This is a genomic window from Janthinobacterium rivuli, from assembly GCF_009208735.1.
In the GTDB taxonomy this organism is placed as follows: domain Bacteria; phylum Pseudomonadota; class Gammaproteobacteria; order Burkholderiales; family Burkholderiaceae_D; genus Janthinobacterium.
This window is the reverse complement of sequence record NZ_WFLJ01000017.1, coordinates 124,533-137,205: the sequence shown is the minus strand read 5'-3', so window position 1 is coordinate 137,205 and position 12,673 is coordinate 124,533. Positions and strand designations below refer to the sequence as shown.

10 protein-coding genes are annotated in these 12,673 nt (G+C 61.8%); 6 read left to right on the top strand and 4 right to left on the bottom strand.

Annotated elements, in window-relative coordinates; translation table 11 throughout:
* Nucleotides 1–272 precede the first annotated feature (272 nt).
* From GCN78_RS21895 to GCN78_RS21885, 3 genes are read left to right on the top strand one after another with little or no spacing between them, the layout of a single operon-like run.
* Nucleotides 273–1,373 carry an aromatic ring-hydroxylating oxygenase subunit alpha gene (locus tag GCN78_RS21895; protein ID WP_152253583.1) on the top strand — a complete coding sequence of 367 codons (1,101 nt, stop codon included), beginning with the start codon at nt 273–275 and terminating at the stop codon, nt 1,371–1,373.
* Between the two features lie 59 nt (nt 1,374–1,432).
* Nucleotides 1,433–2,356, top strand: coding sequence for a DMT family transporter (locus tag GCN78_RS21890; RefSeq protein ID WP_152253582.1), 924 nt, complete (start codon nt 1,433–1,435; stop codon nt 2,354–2,356).
* Between the two features lie 13 nt (nt 2,357–2,369).
* The gene (locus GCN78_RS21885) at nt 2,370–3,221 is read left to right on the top strand and encodes a sulfurtransferase (protein WP_152253581.1); all 852 of its coding nucleotides are present in this window, start codon (nt 2,370–2,372) and stop codon (nt 3,219–3,221) included.
* Nucleotides 3,222–3,264: 43 nt separating this feature from the next.
* On the opposite strand, the gene GCN78_RS21880 is transcribed toward GCN78_RS21885, so the two are convergent.
* The 4 genes from GCN78_RS21880 to polA all read right to left on the bottom strand — a co-directional run bounded on the left by GCN78_RS21880 (nt 3,265) and on the right by polA (nt 10,115).
* Nucleotides 3,265–5,001 carry an ABC-F family ATP-binding cassette domain-containing protein gene (locus GCN78_RS21880; protein ID WP_152253580.1) on the bottom strand — a complete coding sequence of 579 codons (1,737 nt, stop codon included), beginning with the start codon at nt 4,999–5,001 and terminating at the stop codon, nt 3,265–3,267.
* A gap of 276 nt (nt 5,002–5,277) precedes the next feature.
* Nucleotides 5,278–6,036 carry a ZIP family metal transporter gene (locus tag GCN78_RS21875; protein ID WP_052140365.1) on the bottom strand — a complete coding sequence of 253 codons (759 nt, stop codon included), beginning with the start codon at nt 6,034–6,036 and terminating at the stop codon, nt 5,278–5,280.
* A 267-nt stretch (nt 6,037–6,303) separates the two neighbouring features.
* On the bottom strand, nt 6,304–7,188 hold the full coding sequence (locus GCN78_RS21870) for a dienelactone hydrolase family protein (protein ID WP_152253579.1): 885 nt from the start codon (nt 7,186–7,188) through the stop codon (nt 6,304–6,306).
* A gap of 176 nt (nt 7,189–7,364) precedes the next feature.
* Nucleotides 7,365–10,115 (bottom strand): DNA polymerase I, encoded by a 2,751-nt coding sequence (gene polA / locus GCN78_RS21865; protein ID WP_152253578.1) that lies wholly within the window; start codon nt 10,113–10,115, stop codon nt 7,365–7,367.
* Nucleotides 10,116–10,418: 303 nt separating this feature from the next.
* On the opposite strand from polA, the gene GCN78_RS21860 reads away from it, so the two are divergent.
* The 3 genes from GCN78_RS21860 to GCN78_RS21850 all read left to right on the top strand — a co-directional run bounded on the left by GCN78_RS21860 (nt 10,419) and on the right by GCN78_RS21850 (nt 12,648).
* Nucleotides 10,419–10,814: a hypothetical protein gene (locus GCN78_RS21860; protein ID WP_070312407.1), complete on the top strand. Its 396-nt coding sequence runs from the start codon at nt 10,419–10,421 to the stop codon at nt 10,812–10,814.
* 83 nt (nt 10,815–10,897) lie between these two features.
* Nucleotides 10,898–11,854: a homoserine kinase gene (locus tag GCN78_RS21855; protein ID WP_152253577.1), complete on the top strand. Its 957-nt coding sequence runs from the start codon at nt 10,898–10,900 to the stop codon at nt 11,852–11,854.
* A 2-nt stretch (nt 11,855–11,856) separates the two neighbouring features.
* Nucleotides 11,857–12,648, top strand: a complete 792-nt coding sequence (locus tag GCN78_RS21850; RefSeq protein WP_152253576.1) for a BPSS1780 family membrane protein — start codon at nt 11,857–11,859, stop codon at nt 12,646–12,648.
* Nucleotides 12,649–12,673 lie beyond the last annotated feature (25 nt).

Here is a 12,673-nt window from a genome sequence, read left to right as displayed (position 1 = left end):
AATAGCGTTGCCAGCTTGTCAGTGGATTTTAGCCGAATCGCCCCTCTGCGCCGGAAATTGCGCGCCAAATGACAATGTTTCTCATTAAAAGCGTATTTGCCGGGGGGTTTTGATAATGCCGAGGCCGATCCGCGCTATAATCGCCGGTTCTGTCCGAAATACCGTTTCAACAAATTTGAATTCAGGTCTTTGCGGATTCTTTCTCTCTGTAGCGGTTGCCCAGGGAATGGCCTGGGGCACTGCTGACCGTTGTACATTTATGGGGGGTTGGGATGTCCGATCTGGCTACTCACGCCAAGCTGGCGCGCTCAAACGCGCAACTTCCGGTCCACGTCTATTTTGACGAAACGCTGTTGCAGCGTGAAATGCAGCAATTGTTCCAAGCCGGCCCGCGCTATGTCGGGCACGAGCTGATGGTGCCGGAAACCGGCGATTTTGCGACCCTGGCGTCTGAGAACGAAGGGCGCATGCTCGTGCGCAACGCCAATGGCATCGAAGTGCTGTCCAACGTGTGCCGCCACCGGCAGGCGCTGATGTTCAATGGCCGCGGCAATGCGAACCATATCGTCTGCCCGCTGCACCGCTGGACCTACGACCTCAAGGGTGAACTGATCGGCGCGCCGCACTTCCCCGAGACGCCGTGCCTGAACCTGTCGAAAACGCCGCTGCAAAGCTGGAATGGCTTGCTGTTCGAGCAAAATGGCTACAACGTGATGGAAAAATTGAAAGATTTGTCCGTCTCGAAAGACCTCGATTTTTCCGGCTACATGTTCGACCACGTGGAAATCCACGAGTGCGACTACAACTGGAAGACCTTCATCGAAGTCTACCTCGAGGATTATCACGTCGAGCCGTTCCACCCGGGCCTGGGCAGCTTCGTCAGCTGCGACGACCTGCGCTGGGAATTCGGCAAGGATTACAGCGTGCAGACGGTGGGCGTGCACCGCGGCCTGCAGCAGGCAGGTTCGCCCGCCTACAAGAAATGGCAGGAGCAGGTATTGCAATTCCGTGGCGGCGAAGCGCCGCCGTATGGCGCCATCTGGCTGACCCTGTATCCGAACATCATGGTCGAATGGTATCCGCACGTGCTGATCGTCTCGACCCTGTGGCCCGACGGTCCGCAAAAGACGCGCAACGTGGTGGAGTTCTATTACCCCGAAGAAATCGTGCTGTTCGAGCGCGACTTCGTCGAAGCGGAACGGGCCGCCTACATGGAAACCTGCGTCGAGGACGATGAAATCGCCCAGCGCATGGATGCGGGCCGCAAGGCCCTGATGGCGCGCGGCGTGAGCGAAGTGGGTCCTTACCAGTCGCCCATGGAAGACGGCATGCAGCACTTCCACGAGTGGTACCGCAACAATATCGAACTGTAATGAGCAGCAGGGCCGCATGACGCGGCCCTTTTTTTATCCTCCCACTTCCCAGGAATCCAATGCAATCTTTGTGGATGCTGTTTGCAAGCTTTATGTTCGCCATCATGGGCGTGTGCGTGAAACTGGCGTCGGAGTTGTATTCGACGTCCGAAATCGTCATGTACCGCGGCATCATCGGCATGACCGTCATGAGCTGCACGATTTTGTACCAGGGCGGCAGCTTTAAAACCACGATGGCGGGCCAGCATCTGTGGCGCGGCGTGGTGGGCGTGATCGCCCTGTGGCTGTGGTTTTATGCGATCGCCATCCTGCCGCTGGCCACGGCCATGACCTTGAACTACATGGCGCCCATCTGGATCGCCGTGATTCTCCTGGCTGGCGGCTGGTGGAAAGGCATGCAACAGGTCGAGTGGCCGCTGGTGGCGGCGATTGCCATGAGCTTTGTCGGCGTGACCCTGCTGCTGCAACCCGTATTCGAGACGGACCAGGCGGCTGGCGCCATCACGGCCCTGATTTCCGGCATGCTGTCGGCCCTCGCCTATTTGCAGGTGCGCAAGCTGGGCTTGCTGGGCGAACCCGAATACCGCGTCGTGTTTTACTTCTCGGTCGTCAATTTCCTTGCCGGCGTGATCGGCCACGTGGCCAGCGCCGGCGGCGGACCCGTCGTCTGGCATGCACACACGAGCGGCTATGGCATCGGCTTGCTGGCCGCCATCGGCCTGTGCGCCACCATGGCACAGATGGCGATGACGCGCGCCTATCGCCTGGGCAAGACCCTGGTTGTTGCGAATTTGCAATACACGGGCATCGTCTTTTCCAGCTTCTGGGGCGTGGTGATCTTTGGCGACCTGTTCGACTGGCACGGCTGGGCCGGCATCGGCATCATCCTCGCCTCCGGTATCGCGGCAACCTATTACAATACCCGCAACACGGCCCGTGGCGCCGCCATCGCGCGCACGGATCCCATCGCCAGCGAAGTGTAAAGGAGCGTTCCTGATGTACACCACCTTGATCCAGGCCAGCGAACTGGCCAGCCACCTGAATGACAGCAGCTGGGTCATCCTCGATTGCCGCCACGACTTGCTCAACCCGACGGCCGGCAGCGACGCGTTTGCCGCCGGCCACATCCAGAACGCGCAGTTCGCCGATATCGACACGGCCCTGTCCGGCCCGAAGACGGCGCGCGGCGCGGCCTTCACGGGTCGGCATCCGCTGCCCGACCGCAACGTCCTCCTGGCCGCCTTGCGCGGCTGGGGCATCAACGACGACACGCAAGTGGTCGCCTATGACGGCCAGGGCGGCATGTTCGCCGCGCGCCTGTGGTGGCTGCTGCGCTGGCTCGGCCATCCGAACGTCGCCGTACTCGACGGCGGCCTGGCCGCCTGGCAGGCGCAAGGCTTGCCAGTGGTCACGCCGGTGGCGCCTCGCGCACCAGGTAAGCTCACGGAAAAAGCCAGCCTGACGCGCACCGTGACCGTGCAGGACGTCGTTGCCAACCTGGAAACCCAGGCGCTGACCGTCATCGACGCGCGCGCGCCCGACCGTTATCGCGGCGAAAACGAAAGCATCGACCCCGTGGGCGGCCATATTCCCGGCGCGAAAAACCGTTTCTTCAAGGATAACTTGCAACCCGACGGACGCTTCAAGAGCGCGGAGGAACTGCGGCGCGATTTCAGCGCATTGCTTGACGCACCGCAAGCGGCCGTCATGCAATGCGGTTCCGGCGTGACGGCGTGCCACAACCTGCTGGCGATGGAAGTGGCCGGTTTGACCGGCGCGGCCCTGTATCCGGGCTCGTGGAGCGAATGGTGCGCCGACCCGGCACGGCCGGTGGCGACGGGTAACTAAAAAAAAGCGGACCTCGGTCCGCTTTTTTGTGCGCTGTGGATAACTACGACGTTATCCCCAGCGATTGATTCAACTGCACCAGTTCCGCCCGCCACGCCTGCTGGCTGGCCGGCTTCTGGTGCCGCGGCTTTCGCGCCAGGTCCTCGGCCAGCAATTGCTCCAGTTCGCACAAGCGTTCCAGCTGCACGTCGACGTCCGCCACAACCGCAGACGCCGGTTCCACGCGCGGCGCGGGCGTCGACGCCTGCCCATCCTCAAGACTCAGCCGTGCATACGCGCAGGCCGCGTCCGGCCACTCTTCCAGCTGGCCATCGGCCACCACCCAAAAACGGTTGCAGGCCGTCTCGATCAGGTCGCGGTCGTGCGACACCAACAGGCAGCCGCCGGCAAAGCCCTGCAACGCTTGCCCCAGTTCCGCCTTGCCTTGCATGTCCAGGTGGTTGCTGGGCTCGTCCAGCAACAATAAATGATAGCTGGCCAGCGACAGTCCCAGGAACAGCAGCCGCGCCCGCTCGCCGCCGCTCAGTGTCGCCACCGTCTGGCCATGGCGCGCATACGGGAAACCGGCCGTTATCAAGGCTTGCTTGCGCGCCACCTGGCTGCGCGCGGCCTCGTTTTGCACGGCGAACGGATACAGGGCGTCGGACAGGTCGGCCGTATCGGCCAGTTGCTTGAGCGACTGATCGTAGTAACCGATGTGGGCCGCGTGGTGGTAGCACAGGTCGACGCGTTCCTGCTGCGTCTGGATCGCTTGCCAGCACAGGCGCAGCAGCGACGACTTGCCGCTGCCGTTGGCGCCCAGCAAGGCGATGCGGTCGCCGGGCTTGAGCCATAGCTGCCCCACGCGGAACAGCATGGGAGACGTCGGCACGGCGCGCACGTCGAGTCCGTCCAGCGCCAGCAACTGGTCGGCCGCCAGCGCCTTGCCGCGCAGACTCAAGCGCCACGGCGCGCCATCGCTGACGAACGACTGTTCCTCCCTCAACTTGTCGATGCGCCGCTGCATGGTCTTGGCCTTGCGCGCCAGGTCTTCATTGTCATAGGTGCGGCCCCACAGGGCCAGGCGCGCGCTGCTGGCCGACAGGCGGTCGATTTCCTTCTGCTCGGCCGCATGGCGGGCGGCAGCGGCAACGTCCATCTTGGCCAGCGCCGCCAGCGCGGGACCGCACGGCAAATCGAAGTCGTACAGGCGGCTGTCGCGCAAGATCCAGCTGCGCGTGGCCACGTTGTCGAGCAGGCGCTGATCGTGCGAGACGAGGATGAAGGCGCCGCGCCAGGCCAGCAGGAATTGCTCCAGCCACAGCAGCGACGGCAAGTCCAGGTGATTGCTCGGTTCATCGAGCAACAGCACGTTCGGCTCCTGCAGCAGGGCGCGCCCCAGCAGCAGCCGCGTGTGCTGGCCGCCGGACAGCGAGTGCACGGGCACCTGCGCCGTCTCCAGGTCGAAGCCCAGTTCGGCCAGCAGGCTGTCGACGCGCCAATGCAGCTCGGGCTGCTCCAGCACGGGCGCCAGCAAGGCGTCGTACAGGCTCAGGCTGGCAAGTTCGGCCGGAAAATGCTGCTCCACGTGCTGCAAGCGACAGGCACGGGCATAGTGGATGGTGCCGAATGTCGCTTCGCGGGTGCCGCTGAGCAAGCCCAGCAAGGTGGATTTGCCGCAGCCATTGTGGCCGATCAGGCCGATGCGGTCGCCCTGGCGCAAGGTAAAGGCGAGTTCATTGAAGAGGAAACCGTCGTGGCTATCCAGTTGTAAAGCTTGTGTCGAGATCAGGGTGGTCATGGCTCATGTCTTTGTGCGGGATGCAAGCATCCGCGTTAACAGGAGCGCTAACGACAACGGAGTACCAGGAAAGGACTCGTTTAGGAGGGTGGCTTTGCTCTGGCCAGGTTATCGCAGCGCGATAGAACGTGGGCAAGAGCTGGCAAATGCGCTTAAAGAGCGTGCGCGCCATAAGGCGAGCAACAAGTTTTCTTCCATGATATTTTCCTCCTTTCTGTGCAAGTTAGTCAGAAAGGCAATATAGCATAGGTGGCACCGCGCCGGCAGTGCCAGGCATCAACCGCCGTGGCGCTTATGCGTCAGGAACAGCACGATGCACACGCCCAGCGCGATCAGCAGCACTTGCGGAATGGTCTCACGCAAGGTGGCGCGGCGCTGCATCTGCGGCATCAGGTCGCTCAAGGCAATATAGATGAAGCCGGACGAGGCGAACACAAGCACGTAAGGGATCAGGTTGCTGGCGCGGTCCAGCGTGAAATAGCCGAGCAGGCCACCGGCCACGGCCATCAGGCTGCACAGCAGATTGAAGATGTAGGCGCGCAGGCGCGAGAAACCGGCATTGAGCAGCACGATGAAGTCGCCGATTTCCTGCGGGATTTCATGCGCGATGATGGCCAGGCCCGTGACCAGGCCCAGCTTCGGGTCGGCCAGGAAGGCGGCGGCGATCAGGATGCCGTCGGTAAAGTTATGCATGCCGTCGCCCACTAAAATCATCCAGCCGGCCTTGCCCGCTTCGTGCTTGTCGTGGCCGTGCGCGTGGTGGTGGCCGTCGCCTTCATGGTGGTGCGAATGGCGCAAAATCGCGAATTTTTCCAGCATGAAAAAGGCCAGCAAGCCCGCCAGCAAGGTGGCGAACAGGCTGCGCGGATCCGCTTGCGACTCGAACGCTTCGGGCAAGGCGTGCAGCAAGGACGTCGACAGCATGATACCGACGGACAGGCTGACCATGCGCTCGACCACTTTGGACAGGAATGCAAACGAAAAGATCGCCGCCGCGGTAATGCTGAACACGCCCGCGATCGTGGTCGCGAGCAAAATGGATATAAGGACGGGATCGATGATTTTCTTACCTCAAAATGGCGCCGGCCTACGGGCGCCCGCGATGCTGGCGTCTGGCTTGATTTGTACGGTGTTGCTTATTATTCAATCTTGTGCGCGCTTGGCGGCAGCGTGGCGCAGTGAAGATGCAATTGTACTGCATTGACGCGAACCGGGCATTTTACAGCCCGGTGCGCCTTTCGCGTTAACGGATGGTGAAAATTGTGGTGATCAGGCACTTTTTGCGTCGTTCAGGCTGCAAGCTCAGGCAACACCATGCTTTTTTAACCACGCCAGGCAGCGCGCATAGCCATCTTTCGCATCGGCCGCCACATAGCTGGGGCGGTAATCGGCGTTGAAGGCGTGGCCCGCATCGGGATACACGACAAACTCGGACTGGTTGCCGCCCTTGGCCAGCGCATCCTTCATCTTGCCGATCGATTCCTGGCTGATGCCCGTATCCTTGCCGCCATACAAGCCCAGCACGGGGACTTTCAGGCTGGCGGCGATATCGATGGGGTTGCTCGGCTGCAAGGCAGTCGGTTCGCCCACGAGGCGGCCATACCAGGCCACGCCCGCCTTGACGGCCGGATTGTGCGCCGCGTACAGCCACGTGATGCGCCCGCCCCAGCAAAAGCCCGTGATGCCCAGGCGGCTCGTGTCGCCGCCATTCTGTTTCGCCCACGCCACCACGGCATCGAGGTCCGCCATCACTTGCGCGTCCGGCGTCTTGGCAATGATGCCTTTCATTAATTCCGGAATGCTGGCCACCTTGGTGGCATCGCCCTGGCGCACGAACAGGTCGGGCGCCAGCGCCAGGTAGCCCTGCTTGGCGAAACGGCGCGCCATGTCGGCGATATGCTCATGCACGCCAAAGATTTCCGAAATGACCAGGACCACGGGCAAGCCCGTCTTGCCTTCCGGCTGGGCCGCATACACGGGCACGGCCTGGCCATCGACCATCACCGACATGCTGCCCGTGACGAGTCCGGCGGAATCCGTCTTGATGACGTTTTGCGCCACCACGGGCAATACGGCCACGGCAAAGCCCGTGCCCAGCGCCATCTTCAGGAAACCACGCCGGCCATCCGGCCCGGACAAGCTGCTCTGGCCCAGCAAACTTTCACAATCGGTGATCATGTCGCTCATGCGCTTCTCCTGAAAATGTTGCATTAAGTGAAGTCAAATCTCCGGACCCAGACAAAATCGTAGCGAGCGGCCCCGAGTTCTGGCCGAGAAGCGCAACTGTGCCAGGCACGGGGCCGCCGAGGCAGTGAGCATCGCAGGCCGGAAATCGCGCCGCGCAGTAGATTTGGTCTGGTGTCCTAGTGCGCTTCGTCCCAGTTCTTCCCTACTCCCACCTCGGCCGTCAACGGCACCTTCAGCGCGGCCACGCCGGCCATCAATTCCGGCAGCTTGCGCTTGACCAATTCCAGCTCGGCCTCCGGCACTTCCAGCACCAGTTCATCGTGCACCTGCATGATCATCTTCGTTTGCAAGCCGTCCGTTTCCAGCCAGCCTTGCACGGCGATCATGGCAAGCTTGATCAGGTCGGCGGCCGTGCCCTGCATCGGCGCGTTGATCGCCGCCCGTTCCGCGCCCTGGCGGCGCGGGCCGTTCGGTGAATTGATTTCCGGCAACCACAGACGGCGGCCGAACACGGTTTCCACGTAGCCGCGCGCCTTCGCTTGCTGGCGCGTGTCTTCCATGTACTGTTTCACGCCGGAAAAACGGGCGAAATAACGGTCGATATAGCTTTGCGCGGCCGTGCGGTCCACGCCCAGATTACCGGCCAGGCCGAACGCGCTCATGCCGTAGATCAAGCCAAAGTTGATGACTTTCGCGTAGCGGCGCTGTTCGCTCTGCACTTCCGCGGCCGGCACGCCAAAGATTTCGGCGGCCGTGGCGCGGTGAATGTCGATGCCGTCGGCAAACGCGCGCAGCATGGCTTCGTCGCCCGAGATGTGCGCCATGATGCGCAATTCGATCTGCGAATAGTCGGCCGAGACGATGTGGCTGCCGGGCGGCGCGATGAAGGCTTCGCGGATGCGCCGGCCTTCCGCGCTGCGGATGGGAATATTCTGCAAGTTCGGATCATTCGACGCCAGACGCCCCGTCACGGCCACGGCTTGCGCATAGTTCGTATGCACCCTGCCCGTCGTGACGTTGATCATCTTCGGCAATTTGTCCGTGTAGGTCGACTTCAGCTTGGCCATGCCGCGGTATTCGAGCAGCACTTTGGGCAGCGGATAATCCTCGGCCAGCTTTTGCAGCACCTCCTCATCCGTCGAGGGCGCGCCCGTCGGGGTTTTTTTAATTACCGGCAACTTCAGCTTTTCAAAGAAGATTTCACCGATCTGCTTGGGCGAGCCCAGATTAAATGGCTGCTCGGCCAGTTCATATGCCTTCTTTTCCAGCTCTAAAATTTTCACGGCGAGCTCGGCGGACTGAATGTTGAGCAATTCGTCATCGATCAGCACGCCGTTGCGCTCGATCTTTTGCAAGACCACGGCTGTCGGCATCTCGATCTTTTCATAGATGAAGGTCAGTTTTTCATCGTTCGCCACATTGCCCCACATGGCATTGTGCAAGCGCAAGGTGACGTCGGCATCCTCGGCCGCGTATTTCGCCGCCTGCTCCACTTCCACCTGATTGAACGTGATCTGCTTGGCGCCCTTGCCGCACACGTCCTCGAACGGGATCGTCGTGTAGTTCAGGTGGCGCAGGGCCAGGCTGTCCATGTCGTGCTTCTTGTGCGACTCGAACACATACGATTCGAGCAAGGTATCGTGGGCGATGCCGCGCAACGTCACGCCGTGGTTGGCGAAGATGTGGCTGTCGTATTTCAGGTTCTGCCCCAGCTTGGGCTTGGTCGCATCTTCCAGCCACGGGCGCAATTTCGCCAGCACGTGTTCGCGCGACAACTGTTCCGGCGCGCCCGCGTAGTCGTGGGCCAGCGGGATGTAGCAGGCGGCGTGCTCGGCGACCGACAGGGAAATGCCGACCATCTGCGCCGTCATCGGTTCCAGCGAGGTGGTTTCCGTGTCCACGGCGCTCAAAGGCGCCGCATCGATCAGGGCGATCCATTTATCCAGCTGCTCATCCGTCAGCACGGTTTCATACACGGCTTCGACTGCTGGAGCAACGTCTGCAAACATGTCGCCGGTCGTATTCGTCGTCGCTGCAGGCGCGCCAACGGGCGACATCGGCGGCGGCGTGGCGCCCAGTTCGCGCAGCAGGGCCTTGAAGCCGTAGCGCTGGAAGAAGGCCAGCAGCGCTTCCTTGTCTTCGTGTTTCGCCACCAGCGAGTCGGCGATGGTCGTCATGTGGCCGGACAGGTCGCAATCGGTCTTGACGGTGATCAAGGCGCGCGCCTGCGGCAGCCATGGCAGGGCCGTGCGCAGGTTTTCGCCCACGGCGCCGGCCACACTGGCCGCGTTTTCCATGATGCCTTCCAGGCTGTCGTATTGCGTCAGCCATTTCACGGCCGTCTTCGGGCCGCATTTCGACACGCCTGGCACGTTGTCGACCGTATCGCCGATCAGCGACAGGTAATCGATGATGCGGTTCGGCGGCACGCCGAATTTGGCCAGCACGGCCGCCTCGTCGAGCTTTTCATTGCTCATGGTGTTGATCAGGGTCACCTGGCTGTTGACCAGCTGCGCCAGATCCTTGTCGCCCGTCGACACCACCACGTTCATGCCGGCGGCGGCCGCCTGCACGGCCAGGGTGCCGATCACGTCGTCCGCTTCCACGCCGTCGACCATCAGGATGGGCCAGCCCATGGCGCGCACGGCTTCATGAATCGGTTCGATCTGCCGGCGCAGGTCGTCCGGCATCGAGGCGCGCGTGGCCTTGTACTCGGGATACATGTCATCGCGGAAAGTTTTACCTTTGGCATCGAACACGCAGGCGATGTAGGCGGCCGGGTAGTCGGCGCGCAGGCGGCGCAGCATGTTGACCATGCCGTGCATGGCGCCCGTGGGATAGCCATCCGGGCTGCGCAGGTCGGGCAGCGCATGGAAAGCACGATAAAGATAACTGGAACCGTCGACTAACAGCAGGGTGTTTTGCATAATGCCAATAAAATAAGGTGGGCCGCGCCAGCCGGGAAGCAACAGCGGCGGCGGGCGGAATATCGCCCAATTATCGCAGAGTTTAGGGCCGCGTCGCCGGCCGCAACGCTTGCCCTTCCCGGTGTTTTTGCCGCCCTGGCGGCCCTGTGCGGGCGCGCGGGCCGCCACTGCCGGCCATTTCGGCACATTAATCAGCCGTATTAAGCAGCATTGCCTACCAGTTTGTTACAATGCCTTATAGATAAATTGACGGCATTACACCACTGCACGCGCTGCAGTCCCTCACATGGAAGCGAACCCATCATGATGCGTACATCGACACTCTGGACATTCCTCGCCCTGCCCCTGCTGGCATGTTCGGCCATCGCCAGCGCCCAGACGCCGGCCAAACCGAGCGACGCGCCGCCACAACTGGAACGCATCGAGGAAATGGGCGAAGCGCCCATCACCGTGGCGCCGGCCGCGGCCAAGCAGCAGATTACCGAAAAACGCGAAGCGGGCGTGACGTCCGAAGTGAAAGTGACGAGCGGCGGCAGCACCTATTACATGAAGCCGGCCGCCGGCGCCGACCAGGCCCACAGCGGCGCCCTGCGCGGCCCGCAATGGAAAGTGCTGGAATTCGACCTGGGCAAGAAAAAACAGAAGCAACGCGACGAAGAGGCGGCGGACGCGCCGGCACCGCCCGCACCAGCGAAGTAAGCAGCCACTCTCTTCTGCCCTGCCCCGGCCACCTGCGGGGCAGCCGGCTTTTTTTGACCTTTTAGACCATTCCTCTCTTTCCCATGGCAGTTTTTACCGCGCTACACCTGGACGATATCGGCCAGTGGATCACGCAATTTCCACTCGGCAAACCTCTGGCGCTCAAAGGCATCGCATCCGGCATCGAAAACAGCAATTTTTTCCTGAGCACGGAGCGCGGCGAGTATGTGCTGACGATCTTTGAAAACCTCAGCTTCGAGCAATTGCCGTTCTATCTGCAACTGATGCGCCATTTGGCGGACCGGGGTGTATTGGTGCCCGCGCCGATCGCCAATGCCGATGGCGAACTGGTGACGGCCTTGCAAGGCAAGCCGGCCGCCATTGTCAGCAAACTCGACGGCAGCTCGCAGATGGCGCCGCAAGCCGTGCATTGCGCGGCCGTCGGCGCCATGCTGGCGAAGATGCACCTGGCGGCGCAGGACTTCCCCCTGCAGCAGCCGAATCTGCGCGGACTGGACTGGTGGAACGCCACCACGCCGCTCGTCCTGCACCACCTCGACGATACCAAGGCGCACTTGCTGCGCGCGGAAATCCATTTCCAGGACGCTTTTGCTGCCTGCGCTACCTATAAAGCCATCCCGCGCGGTCCCGTGCATGCCGACCTGTTCCGCAACAACGTCATGTTTGACGGTGAGCGCCTGACGGGCTTCTTCGACTTTTACTTCGCCGGCTGCGACACCTGGCTGTTCGACGTGGCCGTCACCGTCAACGACTGGTGCGTGGAGCTGGACACGGGCGTGCTCGACACGGTGCGCGTGCGCGCCCTGCTCGACGCCTACCACGCCGTGCGGCCGTTCACGCATGAAGAAAAGACGGCATGGCAACCGATGCTGCGCGCCGCCGCGCTGCGTTTCTGGCTGTCGCGCCTGTACGATTATTACCAGCCGCGCGAAGCGGAAATGCTGACCCCGCACGATCCCACGCATTTCGAACGCATTCTGCGCGAACGTATCGCCACTCCTGCTCCGGAACTGTTTTAAACATGGAAAAATTACCTGCAAGTACAGGTTGGCAATGGGTGAAACAAGGCTTCGCCCTGTTTCGCCAGCAACCTGGCGGCATGTCGATGCTGTTTCTCGGCTATATGTTCTGCATGCTGGCCGTCAGCATCGTGCCCGTGCTCGGTCAGATGCTGCCCGTCATTCTCGTACCCGTGTTTTCCGTCGCTTTCGTGCAAGGCTGCCTGAACATCGACCAGGGCAAGCGCGTCTTGCCCAGCCTCCTGATTTCGGGCTTCCGCAAGCCGGCCTTTCCTTCGCTGTTCGGCCTGGGCGTGCTGTACATCCTGATGGCCATCGTCGCCATCGGCGCCTCCACCCTGGTGGACGACGGCTTGCTGTGGCAACTGGTCACCGGGCAACTGACGGAAGAAGCGGCGCGCGCCGCCATCCCCGAATCGCGCCTGGGCCTGGGCATCCTGCTGGCCATCATGCTGTACGTGCCGGCCGCCATGGCCTTCTGCTTTGCCGCGCCGTTGATCTACTGGAAACAAGTCAGCCTGGGCAAGGCGCTGTTCTTCAGCTTTTTTGCCGTCTGGCGCTCGCTGTCGGCCTTCATCGTCTTCGCCGCCACCTGGTTCGCCATCAGCGTCGTCACCAGCCAGTTACTGGCCGTCATCTTTGGCCGCACGCCGCTGATGATGCAGCTGATGATGCCGCTGTCGATGATACTCACCATCATCATGCATTGCTCGTTCTACGCCGCCTACCGCCAGATCTTCGGCCTGCCCGTCGATGAGAGCAAAACGGTGTCACTGGACAAGCCGAACGATTGATTTCGACTCCGCATAAAAAAAGGGC